The following is a 23,809-nucleotide window of genomic DNA, read 5'->3' on the forward strand; positions in this document are numbered from 1 at the left end:
TTGCGCATACGTTTCAGCAAGGGTGCGCACGCGTTGGAGAAGGGGAGTCCTCGCATGGGGGAGTATGAGGCGCAGCAGTGGACGGTGCTCAACGTCGGTCTGTGGAACGGCGCCATCACCGGCGCCCGCGGGCGGCTGCTGTACCGGGCAATCCTGCGCAGCGCTCTGGATGCCGGGATCCGGGGCGGCACCGCTTGGGTCGGCATCGAGGGCGGCCATGGCCGGGGGGCGTTTCGCAGCGTGGAGAGTGAGGTGGCGTCCAACGAATTGCCCGTCATGTTGGCGTTTGTCGATCACGCTTCGCCCATCGCCGGCTGGTTGCCGGAACTGCGGACGTTGGTGGACGCCCATGGCCTCGTGGTGAGCGACGAGGCATCGGTGTGGTTGAGGATGCTCGGGAGCGGTGGACGGGCTGGCCCACCGGGCATCCGGGCGAGTGGTGCGCCGCAATGTCCGTCCCGCGACGCGTCCCGGGATGCCCTGGGACCGGCTGGCGATGGGACCCGCGGCGCGCCGGGCGGTAAAGATGCTGGCGGTGAGGACGTACCGTCCCGCGGTTTCGGCGGCCGTGCATCGCCCGGCGACGGGGCGGAGCAAGGGCTGATGGTGCAGGTCTACACCGTGGAAGGAAGGACGCTTCAGGGCAAGCCGGTGTATCAGGCCGTGGCGGAGTTCTTGCGCAAGCGGGGCGTGCTCTGGGTGTCCACCACGCGCGGCCTGACGGGGTTCGGCGAGCAGCGACGCGTCCATGAACCGCAGTGGTTGCTGCGCGCGCACGACGCCCCGGTGATGGTGACCGCACTGGATCGCCAGGACCGGCTCGAATCCCATCTGCCGGCGCTGGTTCAGTTTGTCGGTCACGAGGGGTTGGTCGTCAGCCGCCGCGTGCGCTGGCACCACCCCTGACCCTCGTTCCGACCGAAGCCGGCGACGGGTGGCGCGAACCGGAGCGGGAGGAGTCGGTTGAAACGCCCTCCGCCATCAGGAAGAAAGGTGCAAGCCGGCGCGCTCTTCCCACCGCGAGAAGTAGAGATAGCGCGCGGCCACCATGTGCAGGACCCAGGCCATGAAGACGCTGTACACCACCCCGAGGGCGAGGAGCCCCCAGCCCGGCAGTTGGGCGGAGATCGCCAGGCAGGCCCCGGTCGACGCGGCCATCACGGCGCCGAACGGGAGCATCGGCGCGAAGCCGTGGAGCAGGGCCTCCGCTGCCGAACGGATGGCCTCCCGCATCGCCGGTTCGCACACCAGCGCCACGTCTCCAAACAGGAATACGAACCGCGCGAGCAGAACCCCTACAGACAGGAGCGTGGCCAGAGCCGGCAGCGCCTGGGCGATGCCCACCGCGGTGAGGCCGAGGGCGGTCCACAGCAGGTTCCACGTCAACAGGCGCCAGAAACTCCGGGCGGCGTCGGCCAAAAACGTGGACAAGCCAGCCGGCTGTCCAGTGTCAACGCGCACCAGCACCCCGTAAAATCCGCCGGTGAGAAAGACCTGCACGAGCAGCACCAAAAGCGGAAAGACCCAGTGCACGCCCGTCGCGGGATGGATGAAGTTCCAGAGGCTCGGGAAGCCCGTCGGCAGGGTGAGCAGCTGCAGGCGTCCACCCGGTGCGCTCAAGCCCACGTGGGCCCACCGGAGACACACCCAGGAGACGGCGCTGAATGCAGCGGCGAGCGCCGCGAGGCTGAGAAACGCGCGCCAGAAACGCTGGACCACGGGAGATTCACTCCTTGTCGGGAGAGGCTCGCACGGAACGAAGTCTTTGTCTCATTCTACCCAACCGGCTCTCGCCACAAAAGAGGACAGGCCCGCGAACGCATCCGGGCGGGCAAAGATCAGATCTCTGGCGGGGCGAGGGCGGATTTGCGTCCGACCGCTGCCGTGATGCGGGTCCGTGCTGGCACGAGGGAAAGGAGAGATCAGATCTGTTGCGAGGGATTGGCAGCGATGTGGTGGAGATCCGCCGCGTGGAACAGGCCCTGGCCCGGCACGGGGAACGCTTCCTGGCGCGGGTGTTGAATCCCGAGGAGCTCCGGGAGGCGGAGGTCCTTCCGGCGGCGCGGCGGGTGGAGTTCGTCGCCGGGCGATTCGCGGCCAAGGAAGCGGTGGCCAAGGCCCTGGGGTGCGGCATCGGGCGGCTCGGCATGCCGCGGGTGGGCATCGTGCTGGAGGATACGGGCCTCGTGGCCCGTTTTGCCGCCTGGCCGGCGGGGGTGCCGCCCGTCGGGCGCGTGCTGGTCAGCATCACCCACACCCGGGAACTGGCGTTCGCGGTCGCGGTGTGGGACCCGGACGGCTGACCCCGGTGCCACCGGCGGGGGATTGTACTATCCGTGGGACGGGCGGAATAAACTATACCAATCCTCGGGGAGGGTACCGAGTGTTTCTGCTCACCAGCGAACAGATGCAAGAACGAGACAGACACACCATCACGACACTGCGTGTACCCGGTTTGGTGTTGATGGACCACGCGGGGCGCGCCATCGCGCAGGCGGTCGGGCGCGGGCGGCCGCAGCGGGTCACCGTGGTCTGCGGCAAGGGCAACAACGGGGGCGACGGATGGGCCTGCGCGCGCTGGTTGCATCACTGGGGGATCCGGGTGACGGTGGTCAGCGTGATCGATCCCGGGCAACTGCAGGGCGAAGCCGCGCAGGCGGCCGAGATGGCCATCGCGAGCGGCGTTCCCTACCAAGTCTATTCGGACGGGGACCCGCTTCCGGAAGCCGACGCCTTTGTGGACGCGCTGCTCGGCACCGGGACGGCCCGACCGTTGGCGGGCACGATGCGCCGGTTGGCCGAACAGATAAACCAGCAGTCGCCGTGGACCGTGGCGGCGGACGTGCCGACGGGCGTGGACGCGAGCACCGGGGAGGTGCCCTCGGTGGCGGTGCGGGCGGATGTGACCGTCTGCCTGGCGGCGCAGAAGCTCGGCACCGCCGTCACCCCCGGCTGCCTGTACGCGGGACGGGTGGAGGTGGCTGACATCGGGATCCCGTTGGATCCGGCGGCCCCGTATGCCGCCTGGGTGCAGGAGGAGGACGTCCGCCGGGCGATTGCCCCGCGGCGGCCGGAGTCGCACAAGGGCAGCTTCGGCCGCGTCGGGGTTCTGGCCGGACCGATGCCGGGCGCCGCGGTGTTGGCCGGTCTCGGGGCCGCGCGGGCGGGTGCAGGACTGGTGGTGTTCGGGTCCCAGTTTCCGCTGCCCGTCCCGGTACCGGTGGAGTTCGTCCTGCGCGACGCCCTCCGGGCGGACACGTGGCACGGGGACTGCCAGGCCGTGGTCGTGGGTCCCGGGCTCGGGGACCGGGACGCGGACCGGGAGCGGGCCCGCCGTGTCATCGAGCGCCACACCGGTCCCGGCGTGATCGATGCCGACGCGCTGCCTCTGGCACTCGAGGCGGGCCGTGCCCTGGACACCTGGGTGCTCACGCCCCACCCAAAGGAGTGCGCCCGCCTGCTGGGGTGGACCACGGACCAGGTCCAGGCGTCACGGCTGGCGGCGGTCCGAGCCTTGGCCAAGCGCACCGGCGCGGTGGTGGTGCTCAAAGGCTACCGGAGCATCATTGCGGATGCCCTCGGCCGCATCCGCGTGAATCCGACCGGACACGCAGCGCTGGCCACCGCCGGGACGGGCGACATTCTGGCGGGCATCATCGGCGGCCTGTTGGCCCAGGGTGCCGACCCGTTTACCGCGGCGTGCGCCGGTGCCTGGTTGCACGGCCGGGCCGGGGAGCTCGCCGGTGAACAGGTGGGATCCGTCAGCACCATGGCGGCGGATGTGGTCGAACACATTTCCCGAGCAATTTCGGCCTGCTTCGACACGCCGTCAGGGGGATAGCAGGTTGTGGGTGTTCGTCGAGAAAGGCGAGGTGGAGTATGCGTAGGGTCAGTGGAATGTTGGTTGCGGTGGGACTGGCGGCGGGGTTGGCCGCCGGGTGCGGTGCGCCTTCCAGGGATGCGATGAACGCAAAACTGCAGACCCAGCAGGAGAAGCTGAGCGCCAGCAATTATCAGAGCACGGCCAAAATGACGGTGCAGATGGAGAACGGATCGCAGACGTACTACATCGAGACGGACTACGATTCGCCGGAAGTCTACAAAATCGCCTTGGGAGACGCGAACAAGAACATCAATCAGATCATCGTCCGCAACGGCAGCGGCATGTTCGTGGTCAGCCCGACGCTGCAGAAGGTGTTTCGCTTCAACGGAAACTGGGCGCAGAATCAGGGGCACATCTACCTGTACGACCAAATTTTGCACCAACTCTCCACATCACCGGACGTGAAGGTGAGCAAGAAAGGAGACGTGTACACCTTCACGATGCCCATCACGCCAGAGAACGACATCGTCGCCAAACAACAGGTGGACCTGAGTGTGAACACCCTGGAACCGAAGAAAGTGGTGCTGTACGACAAGGAGAACAAGGCGGTCGTCACCATCGAGTTCACCTCCTTCCAGACGGGCGTCAAGTATCAGCAGGCCGATTTCGATCCCCAGAAGTTGGCGTCGTCCGGCGCGGTCAAGACGACCACCGTGCAGGACAGCCAGTTCACCTTCGTCGAACCCCAGGAGATCCTCGGCGACAAGCAGGACCTGTCCGATCAACTGTCGGCCACGGATTGGCTGCTCCGCTACACGGGGCCGTACGACTTCACGCTCGAGGAGTGGCGCCCGGACCCGGGCGTGGCCGGTGTCCCGGGCGGGAAGCTGGTGGATCTCTTCGGCGTCCCGGCGGTCCTCGCGGGTTCAGGGAACGCGCAGCGCCTGATGTGGATTCACAACGGCGTGCAATTCTCGTTGACCAGCGACAAGTTGTCGTTGGATCAGATGAAAGAGGTGGCCATCTCCACCTTCGGACAGGTGGGCAAGTGAATGAGATGAGGGGCGTACCGCTGCGCTCCTGTGCGAAAGGGAGCCGCTTCGCGGCACACCCCTCATCCTCGCGCGACATGTTTCGTCGTGGCCCAGCCTCATTGCGCCCCGCCGTTGCGCCGCTTCGCGTGCGGATGGCGGGGCGATCCGCGACGCCGTGCCGGCGTGCCACGCCGAGGCCGAAAGCGATGGGGGCGTATGGTGGCCTCTGACCACCGTGGCCGATTTTTGACAGCCGCTTTTCGGCACCGATATAATACCGGTTGTACGCATCGGTCAGGGTTACGTTCCGCATGGAGGTGCCGCGCGTGTCCAATGGGAATACGAAGCGAGTCGTCGTCAACATCCCCCAGCAACTGCTCGAGCAGGTGGATGGCATCGCCCTTCGGGCGCAGACCAACCGCAGTGAGATCATCCGGGAAGCGATGCGGCGATATGTCACGGAACACTGGAAAGCCGACATCCGCGCGGCGATGCAACAGGGCTACCTGGAGATGGCACGCATCAACCTGCGCATCGCTTTGGAGGCGTTTCCACTGGAACATGAGGCCGGGGGTACCGTGGAGCGACTGGTGAGCGGGGTGTAACAGCTTGAACGTCAAGCGGGGGGACATCTTTTTTGCCGAGCTTTCGCCGGTGGTCGGCTCTGAACAGGGCGGCTTCCGGCCGGTTCTCGTGATCCAGAACGACATCGGGAACCGGTTTAGCCCCACCGTGATTGTTGCGGCCATTACCGCCCAGATCCAGAAGGCGAAATTGCCGACGCATGTCGAAATTTCCGCGAGCCAGAGTGGCCTGGAACGGGACTCCGTGATCCTGCTCGAACAGATCCGCACCATCGACAAGCAACGCCTCACCGCGAAGATCACCCACCTCGACGAACACATGATGAAACGCGTCAATGAAGGACTGATGATCAGCCTGGGCTTGGTGGATCTGTGACCGCCCGGGCCGCTGGCGTGTGGAAGGGAGTTGCAGCCTTGAATCCCGTGCATGATTCGGAGATCCGGGACATCGCATTGGCGCCGGAGGGGCGCCGCAAGATCGATTGGGCGTCCGCGCACATGCCGCTCCTGGCCCAATTGCGTGAACAGTTCCAACAGGAGCGTCCGTTCGCCGGCAAGCGCGTCGCCATCTGCCTGCATCTGGAGGCGAAGACGGCGAACCTGGCGCTGTTGGTCCAGGCGGGCGGCGCAGAGGTGGCTGTCGCAGCCAGCAACCCGCTGTCGACTCAGGACGACGTGGTGGCCGCGCTGGTGGACGCGGGCGTGACGGCCTACGCGTGGCGGGGGGCGACGGACGAGGAGTACCACCGGCACCTTCAGCGTCTGCTCGACTTTCATCCGGAGGCCATCATCGATGACGGCGGAGATCTGATCACGACGCTGCATCGGGATCGGCCGGAGCAGTTGGCGGAAGTCCGCGGCGGCTGCGAGGAGACGACGACGGGCATCCTGCGGTTGCGCGCGATGGAGGCGGAGGGGGCCTTGAAGGTTCCCATGATGGCGGTGAACGACGCCTACTGCAAGTACCTGTTCGACAACCGGTACGGCACGGGTCAGTCGGTGTGGGACGGCATCATGCGGACCACGAACCTGCTGGTGGCGGGCAAGACGGCGGTGGTGGTCGGTTACGGCTGGTGCGGCAAGGGCGTCGCCATGCGGGCGAAGGGATTGGGGGCCCGCGTCATCGTCTGCGAGACGGATCCCATTCGCGCCCTCGAGGCGGTCATGGACGGCTTCACCGTCATGCCGCTGGTGGAGGCGGCCCGCCAGGGGGACTTTTTCGTGACGGTCACGGGCAATCGCGACTGCATCACGCGCCCGGCCTTCGAGGTGATGAAGGACGGCGCGGTTCTTGCCAACGCGGGCCATTTCGACGTGGAGATTTCGAAGCCGGACCTGCGCGAGCTGGCGGTGTCGGTGCACGAGGTACGGCATAACATTGAAGAGTACCGGATGCGCGACGGGCGCAGGTTGTATCTGCTGGCACAGGGCCGGTTGGTGAATCTGGCCTCGGGCGACGGCCATCCGGTGGAAGTGATGGACATGACGTTCGCGCTGCAGGCCCTCGCCCTGCGCGCGGTGGTGCAAGGGGATTTCGCGCCCGGCGTGCACCCCTTGCCGCGTGAGCTGGATGAGCGCGTGGCGCGGATGCGCCTGGCGGCCTGGGGCTTTTCGGTGGACGAGCTGACGCCGGCGCAGCGGGCGTACCTGGCCAGCTGGCGGGCGTGATGTCCCCGCTTTGCGCACGCACCCAACCAGGTCTATCAAAGAAAAGGAGATGCAGGGGATGCGGCCTTTTATCGGCATCACGGGCACCCGGCATGTGATCCAGACCAGTTCACCGGCACCCGTCCTCATGGGCTTGGTGTGCTCGGACGACTACGCCAAGGGGGTGGAGGCCGCGGGCGGCGTCCCGGTCATCATCCCGTTTCTGACGGATGAAGAAGCCATCGACCGGCTCGCGGATCGCCTCGACGGCCTGCTCTTGGCGGGCGGGGAGGACGTCGACCCGAATCGGTTCGGCGAATCCCCCGTGACGGGATTGGGACAGGTGGTGCCGGAGCGCGACGAATTGGAGCTCGCCCTCATCACACGGATGCGCCGCCGAAACAAACCCATCCTCGGCATCTGCCGGGGGATTCAGGTGTTGAACGTCGCCTTCGGCGGAACGCTGTATCAGGACCTGCCGCGCCAGTGGGGCGGGCGGATTCAGCACAGCCAGAAAGCGCGCCGGGACCATCTCAGTCACAGCGTGCGGATGGAGCCCGACAGCCGTTTGGCGGCGCTGTTTGGCGGCCGGACGGAGGTGCGGTGCAACTCCTTCCACCACCAGGCGGTGAAGGACGTGGGGGACGGACTGCGGCCGGTGGCGTGGGATGAGGAAGGTTTGATAGAAGCCGTGGAAAGTGTGGACAGTGACGCGTTTGTCGTCGCCGTGCAGTGGCACCCCGAAAACCTGTGGCAGCGATGGCCGGAACATCACGGGCTGTTTCGGGGCCTCGTGGAAGCCGCGGCACAGCGGCGCACCGTCGTGATCTAAGGCGATCCGGGCGGGGGTTCGCTGCGGAGGTGGCCGGTGATGACCGAAGAAAAGGCAGGACCCGTGCGCATGACCGAGACCACGGCCGGAGGGGTGCTGTGGAGGGTTGGCATTGCGGCCACGCTGGTGATGACCAGCGCGGTCTCCGGCTGTTCTCCCGTGGGGGACCTGCCGTCCTCGCCGCCCAGTGCCACGCCTTCCCTGCAAACGCAGCCCGGCGTGCATGCCTTCTCCTTCTACAGCCCCGCGCTGAAAAAGAACATGGCCGTGGACGTGTATCTGCCGCCCGGATACAACACCGCCAGGCGGTATCCGGTGCTGTACCTGTTTCACGGCAAGGACGGACGCGCCGACACCTGGATGGACGGCGCCATCGGCATCAACCACGCCGCCGATCAACTCATCGCCAGCGGCCAGATCCAACCGCTCATCATCGTCTCGCCTCAGATGGACAACGGTTACGGGATCAACACCGCCGCTGCTGCCACTGCCGTGGGAGGTTACAACCGCGGCATGTACGAGGACTACATCATCCGGGATCTGGTTCCTTACATCGACCGCCATTACAGCACCGCCGCCGATTCCGCTCACCGGTACATCGGCGGGCTCTCCATGGGCGGATTTGCCGCCTTGCACGACGCGTTCTTGCATCCTGACCTGTTCTCGAAGGTGGGGGTCATCAGTGCAGCCCTGTGGGTGGGGGAGCCGCCGGCGGAGTTGAAGTGGATTTATCCCGACCGCGCGACACAGGCGGCCAGAGATCCCATCACCATCGCCGCCCATCGCAACCTGGGCAGCTTGTCCATTCTCATGATTGAGGGGAAAAGCGATCCGTTTCTCGCGGCGGATCGGACGCTTTACCAAACCCTTCAGTCCCGCGGCGATCTGGTCGTGTACCGCGAATACCCCGGCGCCCACAACTACGGCTTTTGGCGCGCACACGCGGCGGAGATGCTCACATTCTTCGCCGACAAGGAACCGGACCTCGCCCTCCGCGGCGCCGTCAAATCCTCGATGGTTTGAAAAAGCCCAGGGCTCAGCCCTGGGCCTGACCTGCTTTCAGCCACTGTGCGACCGTGACCAAACGGCGCGCCTGGTGCTGGATGGCCGCGACGGCCTTGTCGTCGATCTCGCCGCTTTCGGTCACCGTCACGCTGGTCCCGTACGGATTGCCGCCGGCCGCGAACGTCGATGGGTCCGTGTATCCGGGCGCGACGACGATGGCGCCCCAGTGGTACATGCTCGTGTACAGCGACAGGATGGTCGCCTCCTGGCCGCCGTGCGGATTCTGCGCGCTCACCATGGCGCTGACGACCTTGTTGACCGTCTTGCCCTGGAACCACAATCCGCCGAGGGTGTCGATGAACTGCTTCATCTGGGACGGGACGTTGCCGAAGCGGGTGGGGACGCTGAACAGCAGCGCGTCGGCCCACTCGATGTCCGCCGCGGAAGCGGTGGGCACATCCCGGGTCGCCTCGTAGTGCGCCTTCCACGCCGGGTTCTGGGCGATGGCCTCCTCGGGCGCCAGCTCCGGCACCTTCAGCACCTTCACCTCTGCCCCCGCCTGTTTGGCGGCCTCCGCCGCCACCTGCGCCATCTTGTGGTTGGTCCCCGTGGAACTGTAATAGAGGATTGCGAGTTTCACGTTTGCCATGATGTCTCCTCCGTTCTTTGGGCGATTCCTCTGGTGAGCGTGTACTTTCACGCGGTCGCGCATGCGGTGAGGTGCGGCCTCACGCGGTTCACTATAGTTGAGTTACTTACGATTTGTCAACCGCTGTCCCTTTCGATGCCCCAGACGGCTTGCGCATCGGTGGCGGTCAGGCTTGTCCCCCAAAATGGGGCGCTGAATGCATGGGAAAGGGTGCGCCGGGATGAGGCGCGGAAAGGAGGGAATCCGGATGGCGCAGGTCACTCCGCAGTCCTGTCACCTGCAGTTGCAGTTCCAGGTCGGCACCACCGTGAGCGGCATGCCGAGGATCCAGAACCGGAACTTTACCAACGTGTCGCCCGCTGCGTCCGATGACGACCTGCTGGCGGTCGGCCAGGCCCTCGCCGCCCTGTTTGATCTGCCGCTGCACGCCATCGCCCGCGTCCATCAGGACGCCATCGAACCCGGCCCGCAGGCGTAACGCGGGGAATCCACATGGAGAGGAGGGAAGGCTGAATGGCCTCGAAGACGGTGTTGCAGCTCGAGTTCCTGACGGACCAGAATAAGCGGGTGCGCATCACCATCCCGTCACCGAAACAACCGGTCGACGCGGCGGCGGTACAGAACGCCATGGACCTGATTGTCCAGAAGAACGTGTTCGCGTATCCGCAGGGCGTCATTGTGAAAAGGGCCGCCGCCACGCAGGTGGTGACGGATTCCACCGAGATCGCGTGACATCAGGCTTGCCGCCGACAGCGCGGGTCCTCCTCAGATGCGGCGGACCCCGCCGTACACCCCATGGACACCCCCCGCCCAGGCGGCAGACGTCCCCGCGCACACCTTCAGGCCCTCCGGCCATGCCGGAGGGCCTGCCCTGCCAGGGTATCGAATGCACGTCACGGCAACTGAACGCCTGCCTCGATGCGCCGGCGCACCACTTCCCACAGCGTCTCGGCATCTTGCGCCTGAAGGACCTCCTGGTCATTGATGAGGACGAACGGCCTGCGTACGCAGATTTCGCACAGGCCGAGGCACGCCCAGCGCCGGAGTCGAACCTGGGGGAACCGTCCCGCGGTCTCTTCCCAGACGCGTTGGCTTCCCAGGGGCAGGTTCCTGACACAGACCTCAATCTTTCGCACCTCTTCCACGCTGCTTCCTCACCTTCATCCTTTCGCGGCGCGCCTGCGGTACAGCCACACCGCCGCTGCGGCAGCGGCGGCGACGACGGCTGCTCCGCCCAGGATGGTGCGCGATCGCGCCAGGACATCGTCCACGTGCTCGCCGAACCAATACCCGGCGCCGACCCAGGCGGTGCACCACAACCCGGCGCCGATGCCAGTGTAGAGCACGAACGGCCGCCAGTCCATGCCGCTGAGGCCGGCCACGTAGGCGCTCACGGATCGGACACCGGGGAGGAACCGGCCCGGTGCCAGCATCCACGGTCCCCACCGGTCCATCAGGCGGGTGGTGCGACTCATGCCGCGGTCGCTGAGCAGCGCAAGACGTCCCCCGATGCCGTGGACGAAACGGGCCCCGAAACGCCGGCTCGCCCAGAACGCCATCCCGGCTCCGGTCACGTAACCTGCGGTCCCGAACACCCACAGGCCGCCCAGGTGCATCCGGCCTTGGGCGGCGAGAAAGCCGTAGAATGCGAGCACCGCGTCTCCGGGGAACGGCAACCCCAGTCCTTCGATGACCATCGCCACGAAGACGCCGGGAGACCCCCATCCGACGACGGCGCCGGCGAGTCCGCCGAACCAGTCCAACACGCGCATCCTCCTCCACGTCTTCATCCATACGACAGCGTCCAGGCGATGATGTCCCATCCACGACGGCCAGGGCTCAAAACCCGCTTCGGATGGTAGAATGGAATGGGAATGGTTGGGGGTGGATGATGCATCATGGAAGCGAGACCGAGGGGACCTATGCGCAATCCATCCGGGATTCGGGAGGGGACGATATGACGCGGAAGGGCGCGGCACGGGCGTGGCTGTCGCTGTGGCTGATCTGCGGGGGCTTGGCGGGGTGTACCGCGCAGGGGACCGGATCGAACAACGCCACCTCCGGCGCGGGCGGACAGAATGCGGCCGAACAGACGACAAACGGGCAGGCGGTGGTAGAGACGGCCGGGGGAGCGACGAAGGGGACGGTGGCGGACTCGAAGGATGTCGTGAATCCAGACGTCATTCGGCGACACTATGCGGAGAATCATCTGAATGTGGTGAAGATACAGCCTTATCCGCAGTTCCACGGTGAATTGGTGACCTACAGCTACGGGGATCCCACCATCCCCGACCGATGGGACTGGTGGGGCGAAGACGGCAAGCCGTACCCGCTGCCGACTTCAAAATACTTCACCACGTTGATGGAGGTGCGTGACGACACGGACATCCTGCTGATGGCCACCGGGGAGAACGACATCGACGCTTCGGTGGACTTCCCGTTCGTCATGCATTGCTATCGCATGGATGCCAAATCTCCGTTTTTCGAGGTGGATGAACCGTACTATGCCCCGTTGAATCAACCCGAGTCTTTCGGAGACAAGAAGACGGAGAGGCTCAGCGAGGTTCGGCTGACGGTTGACGGTCTGCAGGCGGCATTTGCGCCCGCTCCGGGGAAGGAGAGTTCGTTCTGGGCCGGGGCGACGGGGATTCCCGACACGAAGACCTCGTACGACAAATCGTCCGGCGAGATGGCCATTCGGTTCCTGAACACGGCGTTGGCGCTGGATCCCAAGCGGCTCGCCGGCGAGCAGAACGAGTTTATCCGCTCGGTTTCGGTGAAGACCGACGGGGCGGACACGGTGTTGCACGTACGGCTGAAGCCGGAGGTGGGCTGGTACACCGCCAAGCGGATGTGGGTGGCAGAATCCCAGTTCCGGCTGCCGTACGTCTGGTTCACGTTTGCCGAGAATCGCCCCGACCTGTAGGGATGTGAGGGGCCGGGGCGTCAAATGGATGTGTCGAGGGGAGGTACCGGGGCGCGGCGGGGTCTCCCCTGGGGTGTCCATCTGGCGTTCGGTTTGGAGATGGTCCGCAACCTGATATGATATGGAAAACGGACGAATTCAGGAGTGAAACCTTGTTGAGGATGCGAGAACCGGACGACATCCGCGACGCCAAGGTGCTGTATACCACGGCCGGCGGCGAAATGGACGACGCCGCGGACGGCCGGGCGGAGGGATGGGCGTGAATGGGTTGGACGAGTTTGGCCTCATCGAACGGCTGGTCCAGCGGGTGCCGAGTTCCGGACGCACGGTGGTGACCGGGGTGGGGGACGACGCGGCGGTGTTGGCGGTCGATCCCGGTGAACAGGTGTTGGTCAGCACGGACGCGATGGTCGACGGGGTGCACTTCCTCACCCGCACCATGGGGTTTGCGGACGTGGGCTACAAGGCGGCCGCCTCTACCATCAGCGACATCGCGGCGATGGGCGGCGAAGCCCGGCACCTGGTGGTGGCGCTGGCCGTCCCGGAGGCCGCCCGGCTGGCGGATCTGGAGGCGCTGTACGACGGCATCGCCCTGGCCTGCCGGGATCACGAGGTCAGTGTCGTGGGCGGAGACGTCATCCGCACCGGCGGGCCGATGGTCGTCACCTGCACGGTGATTGGCGCGGTGCCGGCGGGACAGGCGGTCTTGCGAAGCGGGGCGCGGCCGGGGGACGTGGTGTTCGTCACCGGCTGGGTCGGCGGATCGGGGGCTGGGTTGGCGCTCCTGCTCGATGGCACCCCCGTGGCGGGGGACGTGGCGGCAGAGCTGGTGGCGTGCCACCGGCGTCCGCGCGCCCAGTTGCTGGCGGGGGCCATCCTGCGCGAAGCTGGCGCGACGAGCCTCGACGACATCAGCGACGGCCTCGCCAATGAATTGAACGAGATCAGCCGCGCCAGCGGCGTCCGCCTGCGTATCCAGGCCACGCGCGTGCCGGTGGCGCCTGCGGTGCGGGACTTCGCGCGGCGGCGGGGCGAGGACCCGCTGCGCTACGCCTGGTACGGCGGAGAGGACTACCAGCTGGTGGGGACGGCGCCTCCGTTCGCCTTTGCGCGGGCGTTGGCCCGTTGCGAGTCGTCCGGCGTCAAACTCACCCAGATTGGGCGCGTGGACGCGGGGGACGGCGTGATCGCCGAATACGAAGACGGGCGCTTGGAAGTGGTGGAGCCGAGGGGCTTCAACCACTTCGCGCCGCGGGAGGCAAACGAGCCGTGAAGGTGCAGCAGATGTCCATCACCAGCCGCGGCCCCGGGGAGACCCGCAGCCTGGGCGAGCGGCTGGGCGAGATCCTGCAGCCGGGGGACGTGATTTTGCTGTCAGGGGAGCTCGGCGCCGGAAAGACGACGTTTTGCAAGGGCGTGGCGGCGGGACTCGGCGTGGCCGCGGAGGTAACGAGCCCCACCTTCACGTTGATTGCCGAGTACGAAGGACGTGTGCCGCTGGTACACATGGACCTGTACCGGCTCTGGGAGGAATCCGGGACCCAGGCGGCCAAGCAGGCCTTGGCGGACCTGGGCTGGGAGGATTACCTGGAATCGGACGCGGCGGTGTTGATTGAGTGGGCGGGGCCGGCGGCGGACGGGCTGGAGGACGCCCTCGAGGTGGAGCTGGTGGCCGCGCCCCTGCCGCGCGTGGACGAACGGGAGTTGCGCTGCCGGGCGCGCGGGCCGCGCAGCCAGGCACTGCTGGACGAGTGGGTGAAACGATGGCTGTTCTAGCGATGGACACGGCGACGCAGGTGCTGGCGGCGGCCGTGCGGACGGCGGACGGACGGGAAGGTTCCGTCGCCCTTCATATCCCGCGTGGCCACTCGCGCCTGTTGCACCCGGCCCTGAAGGGCTTGTTGCAGGCGAGCGGAGTGGAGCCGGGGGCGTTGGACGAGATTGTGGTCGGTGTGGGCCCGGGTAGCTACACGGGCGTGCGCATCGGCGTCGCCGCAGCCAAGGCGATGGCGGCGTCGCTCGGCGTCCAGGTGCGTCCGGTGTCCACCCTGTGGATGATGGCGGAGGCAGCGGTGCCGGACGGTGACCGCCCCACGCTGGTGCTGCCCCTGCTGTACGCCCGAAGGCAGCGAGCATTCGGCGCCCTGTACCTGAAGCGGTCCGGCCTGTGGACGACGGTCGCGCCGGAGCAGGTGCTGCCGGTCACGGAATGGGCCGCGCGGTGGCGCGCGGCGTTGGGGGCAGAGCCCGCGTGGGACGGTGTGATCGTCCACGATTTTCCGGAGTCCGTTCGCGTGCTGCTGGGCGACGGCGGGGGCGCCGGGCGGGTGTGGACGCTGGCGGATGCGGCAGGCCGGCTGGGGCCGGCGCTGCTGCGGCTGGGCCGCCTGCCGGAGGTTCCGGCGTTGGCCGGCGAGGCGGTGCACCGGTTGGCGCCGGAGTACGCGCTGCCGGTGGAGGCGGAGGTCAAGCTCGCGGAGAGGAGCCTGGTGCGGCATGGCGATGGCTGAGGCGTGGGATCCGGACGCGGTGGTGCTGCGGCCGATGCACTTGCGCGACCTGGACGAGGTGCTGCGGATTGAGAAGCGGTGTTTCGCCGCGCCGTGGTCCCGGCATGCCTTCTTGACGGAGTTGGTGGAGAACCAGTTCGCCCATTACACGGTGGCCGAGTACCAGGGACGGCTGGCCGGGTACGCGGGCGTGTGGCTGATCCTCGACGAGGGGCACATCACGAACATCGCCGTCGATCCGGACTTCCGCGGCCGGCACCTGGGCGAACGGCTGCTGCGCCACCTGATGGCGCAGTGCGCGGCGCACGGCATCACCCGGATGACGCTGGAGGTGCGCGTGAGCAACACCGTGGCGCAGAACCTGTATCGAAAGCTCGGCTTCGTCGGCGTGGGGCTGCGCAAGGGGTACTACACCGACAACCAGGAGGACGCGCTGATCATGTGGGTGGACCTGCCCACGCTGGACGGAGGGGACGAGGCGTGAGGGTGCTCGGCATCGAGACGAGTTGTGACGAGACGGCGGCGGCCGTGGTCGAGGATGGACGGCGCATTCTGGCCCAGACCGTCGCGTCCCAGGTGGCCACGCACGCCCGATTTGGCGGGGTGGTGCCGGAGGTGGCGTCGCGCCAGCACGTGCGGGATGTCACCCAGGTGGTGGCGCGCACGTTGGGGGAAGCGGGGGTGTCCTGGGGCGATCTCGACGGCATCGCGGTCACCTGCGGACCGGGATTGTTGGGTGCGCTGCTGGTCGGCGTCTCGGCGGCCAAAGGATACGCCCTGGCCACCGGCCTGCCCTTGGTGGGGGTGCACCACATCGCGGGCCACGTGGCGGCGGCCTTTCTCGAGACGGACCTGGTGCCGCCGGTGCTGGCGCTCGTGGTCTCGGGCGGGCACACGGAGATCCTCGACCTCGACGAGGGGTTCCGTTTCACGCGCCTCGGGGCGACCAAGGACGATGCGGCCGGGGAGGCGTATGACAAGGTGGCCCGGATGGTCGGCCTCGCTTACCCCGGCGGCCCGAAGGTGGACGAGCTGGCGCAACGGGGCGATCCGCAGGCGTACGACTTCCCGCGCGCGATGCTCGAGGAGGGGCTGGACTTCTCCTTCAGCGGGCTGAAATCGGCGGTGGCCGGCGAGATCGAGCGGCAGAAGCGACAGGGCGAGGCCGTCCGGGCGGAGGACGTGTGCGCCAGCTTTCAACAGGCGGTCGTCGACGTGCTGGTGGAGAAGGCGGCGCGGGCGATGCGCCAGACGGGCAGGCGCACGCTGGTGGTGGCGGGCGGCGTGGCGGCCAACCAGGGGCTGCGCCGCGCCCTGACGGCGCGCGCGGCGGAAGAAGGGTTCGCGGTGCGGTTCCCGCCGGTGCGGCTGTGTACGGACAACGCCGCCATGATTGCGGCGGCCGGGTGCGCCCTCCTGGCGCGCGGCCGCTGCGACGCACTGACCTTGAACGCGCACGCACAGTTGTCCCTCGATGCCTGGCAGGCGGGCCGTGTGTGAGCCGGGAGCGGGGCGCGGCGCTCCGCTTCTGCAGCGCAAGCCGCTCCGCGCCGCCCCCCACTCCCTTCCGCGTTACGTAGACACATCACCCCATGTCCCACTGTGCCCTACACCCTCATGGGCTGCGCGGGCGTTTCACGAAGTGTCTTGCGCAGCACAAACGGAGTGAAACGCCCACGCAACAGGATATGCACAATATCCACAGACTTATCCACAGCCTCAATCCGCTTGTGGACAGGCTTTCGACAGATTTCCACAGGTTCCGGACGGCGCTTGTCCACACGGGTGTGGACAACGGAACCCTCCATTGACGGTTGGTTCGAATAAGATGAATAATAAGAATCATTCTATCATTTCTGTGCCGTCTGACCGCGGGAGGGTGCTGTCCGGGCGTGCCCCCGCGGCGGTTGAAAGCGGTTACGAAAAGGGGGGCATGTATGTTTCGGCGGTTCACCAATCTGTGCGTCGCGTATGTGCAGCGTTTCATGCCGGACCCGTACTTATTCGCGGTCATCCTGACGCTGATCGTCGTGGTGCTCGACTTCTTGTGCGTGAAGGGCGTGACGCTGGGGGGCGTAGTCCGGGCGTGGTACGACGGGGTGTGGGGTTCCAAGAACATCTTCACCTTCGCCCTGCAGATGATCCTCATCCTGGTCTCCGGCTACACCCTGGCCCAGGCGCCGGTCATCCGGCGGCTGTTGGGGCGCGTCGCCGCCATCCCGAAAAACCAGGTGCAGGCGGCCATCACCTGCTTCTTCGCGGCCGGCGTGGCGTCGCTGCTCAATTGGGGACTCGGGCTGGTGGTCGGCGCCATCGTCGCCAAGGAGATCGCGAAGAAACTTCGCGAGCATATCCACTTCGCGTATATCGTCGCAGCTGGTTATATGGGGTTCATCGTGTGGGCGAGCGGGTTCTCGAGTTCGATCGCGCTCGCGAACACGGACCCCAAGTCGAGCCTGAACATCATCTACCAGTTGACGAAACAGACCGTCCCATTTCACGACACCATCTTCCAGCCGTACAACTGGCTGCCGGTGCTCGCGGCTTTCGTGCTCATTCCCATTCTGCTCAAGCGCATGGCCCCGACGTCGTCGCACGTCCCGCCCTTGGAGGCGTTGGAGGAGACAGCCGCCGGGGCGGAGGTGCCGGTCGGCGGCCCCGGCGTGCCGCGGCGACGGACGTTCGCCGAGGTGCTCGAGTCGGCCTGGATCCTGAATCTGATCCTTGCCGTCGCCGGGCTCGCTTACTTCGTCATGTCCGGCTGGACCATCAATATCAATTCCATGGTGATGTTGTTCACCATCCTGAGTCTTCTGCTGCACTGGACCCCCATCCGCTTTATCCGGGCGTTCACGGAAGCCGCCAAGTCCTCCGGCAGCCTGTTGCTGCAGTACCCGCTGTACGGGGGCATCATGGCCCTGATGGCGTACACGCCTGCGAAAGGGGTCGATCCGCTGCAGGTCGTCATCTCCAACGCCCTCGTGCACGGGGCGACCGCGGTCACCCTGCCGTTCCTAAACTTCATCGGGTCGCTGATCATCACCCTGTTTGTGCCCTCCGGCGGCGGTCACTGGGGTGTGCAGGGGCCCGTGACCATCCAGACGGCGGTGCAGATGGGCATCACCGACCCGGGCTACCTCGGGCGCCTGTCGATGTCGGTCGCGTTCGGTGAGCAGGTGGGCAACATGATCCAGCCCTTCTGGGCGTTGCCAGTGCTCGCCCTGGCAAAACTCGGCGTGCGCGACATGATGGGATTCGCCGTCGTCGCGTTCCTCATCGGCTTCGTGATCTTCGGCATCGCCACCTTCATTCCGGCCCTCTGAGCCAGGCCCGCCCCCGCTGCACCGGCCGCCGGGGCGGGCCGCTTCTCACCCCCTGCCTTGCCTTCCTTCGGCTTCCGATTGACAGGATTCCGAAAATCACCGATAATGAGCAACGCTATCATCTCTCTGTCATCTGTTCGTCGCGCAAAGAGGGACAGGTCTCGTATCACGGCCCGGCCACCGCGCACGTGCGGATGAATGAAATCGGTTACATGACCGAGAGGGGGGCTTCCATGCTTCGGCGCTTCACCAACCTGTGCGTGAGCTACGTGCAGCGGTTCATGCCGGATCCATACTTGTTCGCGGTCATCTTGACGCTGCTCGTCGTGGTGCTCGATTTCCTGTTCGTCAAAGGGGCGACGCTGGGCGGCGTCGTCCGGGCGTGGTACGACGGCGTGTGGGGATCGAAGAACATTTTCACCTTTGCCCTGCAGATGGTGCTCATCCTGGTCACCGGCTACACCCTGGCCCAGGCGCCGGTCATCAAGCGATTCCTGGAGCGTGTCGCGTCCATCCCGAAGAACCAGGTCCAGGCCGCCATCACGTGCTTTCTCGTGGCCGGGGTCGCGTCCTTGCTCAACTGGGGCCTCGGGCTCGTGGTGGGGGCGATTTTGGCGAAAGAAATCGCCAAGAAACTGCGCGAGAACCTGCACTTCGGCTACCTCGTCGCCGCCGGGTACATGGGGTACATCGTGTGGACCTGCGGGTTCTCGAGCTCCATCGCGCTGGCCAACACGGATCCGAAATCGAGCCTCAACATTATCTATCAGCTGACGAAGCAGACGGTCCAGTTCAACGACTCCATCTTCCAGCCGTACAGCTGGCTGCCGGTGTTGGCGACGTTTATCATCATCCCCATCGCCCTGAAGCTCATGGCGCCCACCCAGTCGCACGTCCCGCCGCTGGAGGCCCTGGAGGAGACGGCGACGACGACGGAGGTGCCCGTCGGCGGCCCCGGCGCGGCGCGGAAGCGGACGTTCGCCGAGATGCTGGAATCGGCGTGGATCCTGAACCTGCTGTTGGTCGCCGCGGGCCTGGCGTACTTCGTCATGTCCGGCTTTACGCTGAACATCAACTCGATGATCATGCTCTTCACCGTCTTCGGATTGCTCCTGCACTGGACGCCCATCCGTTTCATCCGCGCGTTCACCGAAGCGGCCAAGGCGTCGGGCAGCCTGTTGCTGCAGTACCCGCTGTACGGGGGCATCATGGCCCTGATGGCGTACGCGCCGGCCAAAGGGGTGGATCCGCTGCAGGTCGTCATCTCCAACGCCCTCGTCAAAGGGGCGACCGTGACGACCCTGCCGTTCCTGAACTACATCGGATCGCTCATCATCTCGCTGTTCGTCCCGTCGGGCGGCGGTCACTGGGGCGTGCAAGGGCCCGTGACCATCCAGACGGCGGTGCAGATGGGCTTGACGGATCCCGGCTACCTCGGACGCCTGTCGATGTCGGTTGCGTTCGGCGAACAGGTGACGAACATGATTCAGCCCTTCTGGGCCCTGCCGGTGCTCGCCCTGGCCAAACTCGGCGTGCGCGACATGATGGGTTTCACGGTCGTGGCGTTCCTCATTGGCTTCGTGATCTTCGGCATCGCGACCTTCATCCCGGCTCTGTGATTGAAAGGGTGAGCGGAGCGCCGTCTGCCCCGCTCTTCATATGGTCTCGCTACGTGCCTCGCTTGTCATGTGCCCCGCCGTCCGTGGCGGTGCGTTCAATGCACGGCGCTGCGCAAGAAGCGCGGGAAGCGCAGCAGTGCGAGCAGCAATCCCGCCACGCCGAACCCCACCAGTACGGCCGCGGAGGTCAGGACGCCGGAGAGGTGCGCTCCGTGCACCATCACGTCCTGCAGCGCCCGCTGTGCCCAGAACTGGGGGGTGAAATGGCTGGCCAGCTGCGCCCCGGCGGGCATCATGTCGTACGGCATCCACAGTCCGCCCAGGGCTGCGCCTCCCATGACGATGAGCATGGTGAGGGCGCGGCCCTGGTTCTCTCCGCGCACCCACAGCGAGATGGCGAGTCCGAGGCCGGTGCCGCACACCGCGAGGCAGATCACCAAGGCCGCCAGCGCCACCGGGTCCCCCAAGTGCACCTTGTAGACGAAGTGGCCGAACGCGAGGAGCACGGTGCACTGGACGAGCACCGCCAACACCGCCGGGATCCACATCCCCGCCAGATACCCGAGCGGCCGCAGGGGGGTGGCGGCGATCCGGGCGAGCATGCCGAACTCCCGCTCGCCCAAAAAGCTTCTCAACATCGTCAGGATGATGAAAAAGACGAACATCACCGTGTAGCCCGGGACAATCTGATTCAGCACCAGCATCTGCCCGTTCGGGTCATCTGGCGCCATGTTTTTGGCAAACACGGACCCGAACAGCACCATGAACAGCATCGGCATGACGAGGAGAAAGAACAGGTTTCCCTTGCCGCGGATCATCAGTTTGCACTCTTTACGGACGATACTCCACATGGCCATGGCCTCCTTTGATGCCGCGTGATGCCGCGGTGATCCCATGGTGGTTCCCGGCCGAAGACGCCGCCCGGGGGCTGCGGCCGGGTACCGGGTCGTGGTCAGTCGCGCAGCGAAGTCCCTGTCAGAGACAGGAACACGGATTCCAAAGACGGTCGCATCAACTCCAGCGCTTCCAGGCGGATGGACCGGGATTCGGCTTGGTCCATCACGCGCCGCATCACGGTCAGCGGTTGCGGGCTTCGCAGCACCCATCCCTGCCGGTGCGCCTGGATCTCTTCCGCTTCGGGGCACTGGGGTGGGGCGTCGTTTGCCCAGGCCACGTACACCGCGCGCGGCGCGTGCCGGGCCAGCACCTCGCCTAGGGCGCCCTGGGTGAGCACACGGCCGTGGTCCAGGATGGCCACGTCGTCGCACACGGCTTCGGCCTCCTCCATGTAGTGGGTGGCGTACACCACCGTCACGCCGTCCGCCCGCAATCCGCGGATCAGCTCCAGGATGTGGTTGCGCGACTGCGGGTCGACTCCGACCGTCGGCTCGTCGAGGATGAGCAACTGCGGGCGGTGGAGCAGGGCGGCGGCGATGTTCAGGCGCCGCTTCATGCCGCCGGAGTAGGTGCCGACTCGGTCACGGGCGCGCGAGGCCAGGCCGACGCGGCGAAGCGCGTCCTGGACGCGGTTGGACAGGGTCGCGCCGCGCAGGCCGTACAGCCCGCCGAAAAATTGCAGATTGTCGACGGCGGTGAGGGATTCATACAGCGTGATGTCCTGCGGCACATAACCGACCAGGCGGCGGGCAGCGAACGGATCACGGGCGACGTCGACACCGAGCACGGACACCTGGCCTGCGTCGGGCTTCAGGACGCCGCACACGATCTTCATCGCCGTCGACTTGCCGGCGCCATTGGGCCCGAGCAGCCCGAAGCACGTTCCGCGGCGCACCGTGAGGGTGACGTCCGCGAGCGCCAGATTCGCGCCGTACGATTTGCGCACGCTCTGCAACGAGATGGCAGGCGGTATCATATCGGGTTCCTCCTCACATCGCCAGATGGCGTTCCAGGACGATGGCGGCCAATCGCACCAGGACGTACGACAGGATCCACGTGCCGACGAGGGGCCACAGCATCGGCCACGTCCAATGCACGCCTGTGGCCCACGCGGGGTCGTCCGGGTGGATGTGAACCAGCCGCCGCGCGCTCAGAAGCCACCACAAGAGGCCGAAGGCCATCCAGGCGAGGGGGATGACCGGCTTCATCCGGGACTGGGCGAGCGTCGCGTAGAGCACACCGAAGGCGCAGGGCAGCGGCGTGATGGCGAGCAGCAGGCTGTACCATTGGATGCCCATCCCGAGGAAGTCCGACGCCGACGAAACGGTCAGGTGGCCGCCCACCGCCATGGTGTAAAGCCCGAACACGGTGATGCCGAGAAACACCATGGCGTAGATGAACAGGGTCCGCAGGAGCACGGCGGTGAACTTTGACGCAACCAGCAGGGTCCTCGGCGCGGGCAGGGTCAGCCACCATCCCGCGGTGCCGTTTTTCCATTCGTTCACGGTCCAACCGATGCCCAGGCCAAAACACATGAAGGGCAGGCCGAATGTGGCGTACCAGACCGGGCGGGGATCAAACCCGCCGATGCGGGCGACGTAGGTGGCCAAAACAATGAAGATCACGCACACGGCGGCCAGGTAGGCCAGAACCCAGGCGCGATACGTCCGCAGGAAGCCGCCGCGGCGGCGCTTGAAATCGTGCCGGACCAAGGCCCAAAAGGGAATCCGATGTTCGGGCAGGGTGTCCACGGTCCTCATAGGCGTTCCTCCTCTAGGTGCAGCTCAGGTCAACGCAGCAGGGATACCATGATTTCGTTCATCGATCCGTGCTTCCGGCGCAGTTCTTCGGCCGATCCAGCCAGCGCGACGCGGCCGTCGACCAGGAAGACGGCGTGATCGAACAGCGGCTCCGCCTCATGCAGCTCGTGGGTGCTGATGAGCACCGTGGGTCCGTCCTCGCCGATGTGCGTCACCAGGCTCTCGATGATGCGCGCCCGGGACGGGGCGTCGATGCCGGTGAACGGCTCGTCGAGGATGAGCAGGGGCACCCTGCGCGCGAGGCACAGGAGCAGCATCAACCGGGCCTCCTGGCCGCGCGACATGTCGCCCGCCCGCATGCGGAGGTCGAGCTTCATGAACTCGGCGAGGCGGCGGGCGGCGGCGGGATCGAACCCGGGCAAAAACGTCTCGGCCCAACGGAGCGCCTGCTCTGCGGTGTGGTCGGCGTACCAGCGCGCTCGGTCGGGCAGATAGGCCACCAGGCGATTGGTCCGCCAGCCGGGCGCTTCTCCGAAGATGCGGACTGTGCCCTCGTCCGGACGGGTCAGCCCGGTGAGGATGCGGAACAGCGTCGACTTGCCGGCGCCGTTCGGGCCGAGGATGCCGACCACCTGCCCGCGCGGGATCTCGAGGGTGAGCGCATCGAGAGCCCGCTTGGCGCCGTACGATTTCGTCACGCCGCTCAATTGGACGGCCAGCTCACTCATGCACATGCCTCCCTTGCGCCTCCTGGAGGAAGCGCGCGATGTCGTTCCAGGTGAAGCCGTATGCCCGCATGCCGGCGACGAACTCGCGGGCCATGTGGCGGGCCAGCTCTTCGCGGAACCGCTGCACCTTTTCCGGCGACGAGGTGATGAACGTGCCCTGGCCGCGCCGGGTCTCCGTCAGCCCGTCGCGCTCCAGCTCCTGATAGGCGTGGCTGACGGTGTTCGGATTGACCCGCAGACTCTGGGCCATCTCGCGTACCGACGGAATCTTTTCGCCCAATCCAATCTCCCCTTTGGCGATGGCCTGACGCATCTGCTGCAAAATCTGTTCATACAAGGGCTGGCTGAGGTCCAGCCGGAAGGTCAACGTGCCGGCCCGGCGTTCCTCCAAGCGGCTCCCTCCTCTCGGCTGTGTCTCGTGTGATTTGAGTGTATCATATCACATAATACACTTGCAACACAAAAATCGCCC

At 66.3% G+C, this 23,809-nt stretch carries 28 protein-coding genes; 19 read left to right on the forward strand and 9 right to left on the reverse strand.

The genetic code is table 11. From position 1 onward, the window contains the following. Positions 1-54 precede the first annotated feature (54 nt). Positions 55-906 carry a DUF190 domain-containing protein gene (locus BM357_RS13225; RefSeq protein WP_074954284.1) on the forward strand — a complete coding sequence of 284 codons (852 nt, stop codon included), beginning with the start codon at positions 55-57 and terminating at the stop codon, positions 904-906. A gap of 75 nt (positions 907-981) precedes the next feature. On the opposite strand, the gene BM357_RS13230 is transcribed toward BM357_RS13225, so the two are convergent. After that, a complete protein-coding gene (locus BM357_RS13230; protein WP_074954287.1) occupies positions 982-1,719 on the reverse strand; it encodes a hypothetical protein in 738 nt (245 codons plus the stop codon). A 212-nt stretch (positions 1,720-1,931) separates the two neighbouring features. Between BM357_RS13230 and acpS the strand changes: the two genes are divergently transcribed. The 8 genes from acpS (at position 1,932) to BM357_RS13270 (ending at position 8,943) form a co-directional block, all read left to right on the forward strand. Beyond that, on the forward strand, positions 1,932-2,303 hold the full coding sequence (gene acpS, locus BM357_RS13235) for a holo-ACP synthase (RefSeq protein ID WP_245783990.1): 372 nt from the start codon (positions 1,932-1,934) through the stop codon (positions 2,301-2,303). Positions 2,304-2,383: 80 nt separating this feature from the next. Continuing rightward, the gene (locus tag BM357_RS13240) at positions 2,384-3,841 is read left to right on the forward strand and encodes a bifunctional ADP-dependent NAD(P)H-hydrate dehydratase/NAD(P)H-hydrate epimerase (RefSeq protein ID WP_074954291.1); all 1,458 of its coding nucleotides are present in this window, start codon (positions 2,384-2,386) and stop codon (positions 3,839-3,841) included. Positions 3,842-3,897: 56 nt separating this feature from the next. Continuing rightward, a complete protein-coding gene (locus tag BM357_RS13245; protein WP_083430497.1) occupies positions 3,898-4,875 on the forward strand; it encodes a LolA family protein in 978 nt (325 codons plus the stop codon). A 293-nt stretch (positions 4,876-5,168) separates the two neighbouring features. Next, a complete protein-coding gene (locus BM357_RS13250; protein WP_074954298.1) occupies positions 5,169-5,462 on the forward strand; it encodes a ribbon-helix-helix protein, CopG family in 294 nt (97 codons plus the stop codon). 4 nt (positions 5,463-5,466) lie between these two features. After that, positions 5,467-5,817 carry a type II toxin-antitoxin system PemK/MazF family toxin gene (locus tag BM357_RS13255; RefSeq protein ID WP_074954301.1) on the forward strand — a complete coding sequence of 117 codons (351 nt, stop codon included), beginning with the start codon at positions 5,467-5,469 and terminating at the stop codon, positions 5,815-5,817. 38 nt (positions 5,818-5,855) lie between these two features. After that, complete coding sequence (locus BM357_RS13260) at positions 5,856-7,109, forward strand: adenosylhomocysteinase (RefSeq protein ID WP_245783991.1); 1,254 nt, start codon at positions 5,856-5,858, stop codon at positions 7,107-7,109. 58 nt (positions 7,110-7,167) lie between these two features. Continuing rightward, a complete protein-coding gene (locus BM357_RS13265) occupies positions 7,168-7,920 on the forward strand; it encodes a gamma-glutamyl-gamma-aminobutyrate hydrolase family protein (protein ID WP_074954303.1) in 753 nt (250 codons plus the stop codon). Positions 7,921-7,959: 39 nt separating this feature from the next. After that, positions 7,960-8,943, forward strand: coding sequence for an alpha/beta hydrolase (locus BM357_RS13270; RefSeq protein WP_074954306.1), 984 nt, complete (start codon positions 7,960-7,962; stop codon positions 8,941-8,943). Between the two features lie 13 nt (positions 8,944-8,956). Here the strand turns inward: BM357_RS13270 and wrbA are convergent, their stop codons facing one another. Continuing rightward, positions 8,957-9,574, reverse strand: a complete 618-nt coding sequence (wrbA, locus tag BM357_RS13275) for an NAD(P)H:quinone oxidoreductase (protein ID WP_074954310.1) — start codon at positions 9,572-9,574, stop codon at positions 8,957-8,959. Positions 9,575-9,821: 247 nt separating this feature from the next. Here wrbA and BM357_RS13280 point away from each other — a divergent pair, with 247 nt between their 5' ends. Then, positions 9,822-10,052 (forward strand): DUF1659 domain-containing protein, encoded by a 231-nt coding sequence (locus BM357_RS13280; RefSeq protein WP_074954313.1) that lies wholly within the window; start codon positions 9,822-9,824, stop codon positions 10,050-10,052. A 35-nt stretch (positions 10,053-10,087) separates the two neighbouring features. Beyond that, positions 10,088-10,306, forward strand: coding sequence for a DUF2922 domain-containing protein (locus BM357_RS13285; RefSeq protein WP_074954316.1), 219 nt, complete (start codon positions 10,088-10,090; stop codon positions 10,304-10,306). Positions 10,307-10,467: 161 nt separating this feature from the next. On the opposite strand, the gene BM357_RS13290 is transcribed toward BM357_RS13285, so the two are convergent. Further along, positions 10,468-10,719, reverse strand: coding sequence for a DUF1450 domain-containing protein (locus BM357_RS13290; RefSeq protein WP_074954319.1), 252 nt, complete (start codon positions 10,717-10,719; stop codon positions 10,468-10,470). A gap of 15 nt (positions 10,720-10,734) precedes the next feature. Then, entirely contained in the window at positions 10,735-11,346 is a 612-nt protein-coding gene (locus tag BM357_RS13295; RefSeq protein ID WP_074954322.1) for a DedA family protein, read from the reverse strand. A 185-nt stretch (positions 11,347-11,531) separates the two neighbouring features. Between BM357_RS13295 and BM357_RS13300 the strand changes: the two genes are divergently transcribed. The 8 genes from BM357_RS13300 (at position 11,532) to BM357_RS13335 (ending at position 19,952) form a co-directional block, all read left to right on the forward strand. Continuing rightward, entirely contained in the window at positions 11,532-12,500 is a 969-nt protein-coding gene (locus BM357_RS13300; RefSeq protein ID WP_074954325.1) for a hypothetical protein, read from the forward strand. A 253-nt stretch (positions 12,501-12,753) separates the two neighbouring features. Next, positions 12,754-13,773: a thiamine-phosphate kinase gene (gene thiL / locus BM357_RS13305; protein ID WP_074954328.1), complete on the forward strand. Its 1,020-nt coding sequence runs from the start codon at positions 12,754-12,756 to the stop codon at positions 13,771-13,773. Next, a complete protein-coding gene (gene tsaE, locus BM357_RS13310; RefSeq protein WP_217647697.1) occupies positions 13,770-14,276 on the forward strand; it encodes a tRNA (adenosine(37)-N6)-threonylcarbamoyltransferase complex ATPase subunit type 1 TsaE in 507 nt (168 codons plus the stop codon). Before thiL ends, tsaE begins: the two co-directional genes overlap by 4 nt. Before the next feature lie 2 nt (positions 14,277-14,278). After that, on the forward strand, positions 14,279-15,010 hold the full coding sequence (gene tsaB / locus BM357_RS13315) for a tRNA (adenosine(37)-N6)-threonylcarbamoyltransferase complex dimerization subunit type 1 TsaB (protein WP_175511532.1): 732 nt from the start codon (positions 14,279-14,281) through the stop codon (positions 15,008-15,010). Beyond that, complete coding sequence (gene rimI / locus BM357_RS13320) at positions 15,003-15,494, forward strand: ribosomal protein S18-alanine N-acetyltransferase (protein ID WP_425426550.1); 492 nt, start codon at positions 15,003-15,005, stop codon at positions 15,492-15,494. The genes tsaB and rimI overlap by 8 nt, the downstream gene beginning before the upstream one ends. Continuing rightward, positions 15,491-16,510 (forward strand): tRNA (adenosine(37)-N6)-threonylcarbamoyltransferase complex transferase subunit TsaD, encoded by a 1,020-nt coding sequence (gene tsaD / locus BM357_RS13325; RefSeq protein ID WP_074954337.1) that lies wholly within the window; start codon positions 15,491-15,493, stop codon positions 16,508-16,510. Before rimI ends, tsaD begins: the two co-directional genes overlap by 4 nt. A 437-nt stretch (positions 16,511-16,947) precedes the next feature. Further along, positions 16,948-18,333 carry a TIGR00366 family protein gene (locus BM357_RS13330; protein ID WP_074954340.1) on the forward strand — a complete coding sequence of 462 codons (1,386 nt, stop codon included), beginning with the start codon at positions 16,948-16,950 and terminating at the stop codon, positions 18,331-18,333. A gap of 233 nt (positions 18,334-18,566) precedes the next feature. Then, the gene (locus tag BM357_RS13335; protein WP_083430500.1) at positions 18,567-19,952 is read left to right on the forward strand and encodes a TIGR00366 family protein; all 1,386 of its coding nucleotides are present in this window, start codon (positions 18,567-18,569) and stop codon (positions 19,950-19,952) included. Positions 19,953-20,047: 95 nt separating this feature from the next. Here the strand turns inward: BM357_RS13335 and BM357_RS13340 are convergent, their stop codons facing one another. The 5 genes from BM357_RS13340 to BM357_RS13360 all read right to left on the reverse strand — a co-directional run bounded on the left by BM357_RS13340 (position 20,048) and on the right by BM357_RS13360 (position 23,728). After that, on the reverse strand, positions 20,048-20,803 hold the full coding sequence (locus BM357_RS13340; protein WP_074954343.1) for an ABC transporter permease: 756 nt from the start codon (positions 20,801-20,803) through the stop codon (positions 20,048-20,050). A 101-nt stretch (positions 20,804-20,904) separates the two neighbouring features. Beyond that, positions 20,905-21,825 (reverse strand): ABC transporter ATP-binding protein, encoded by a 921-nt coding sequence (locus BM357_RS13345; RefSeq protein ID WP_074954346.1) that lies wholly within the window; start codon positions 21,823-21,825, stop codon positions 20,905-20,907. 13 nt (positions 21,826-21,838) lie between these two features. Next, entirely contained in the window at positions 21,839-22,609 is a 771-nt protein-coding gene (locus BM357_RS13350) for a hypothetical protein (protein WP_074954349.1), read from the reverse strand. A 29-nt stretch (positions 22,610-22,638) separates the two neighbouring features. Beyond that, positions 22,639-23,337, reverse strand: a complete 699-nt coding sequence (locus BM357_RS13355; protein ID WP_074954352.1) for an ABC transporter ATP-binding protein — start codon at positions 23,335-23,337, stop codon at positions 22,639-22,641. Beyond that, positions 23,330-23,728 carry a GntR family transcriptional regulator gene (locus tag BM357_RS13360; RefSeq protein WP_074954355.1) on the reverse strand — a complete coding sequence of 133 codons (399 nt, stop codon included), beginning with the start codon at positions 23,726-23,728 and terminating at the stop codon, positions 23,330-23,332. The genes BM357_RS13355 and BM357_RS13360 overlap by 8 nt, the downstream gene beginning before the upstream one ends. Positions 23,729-23,809 lie beyond the last annotated feature (81 nt).

It is taken from the genome of Paenalicyclobacillus macrosporangiidus (genome assembly GCF_900116805.1).
Classification (GTDB): Bacteria; Bacillota; Bacilli; order Alicyclobacillales; family Alicyclobacillaceae; genus Alicyclobacillus_H; species Alicyclobacillus_H macrosporangiidus.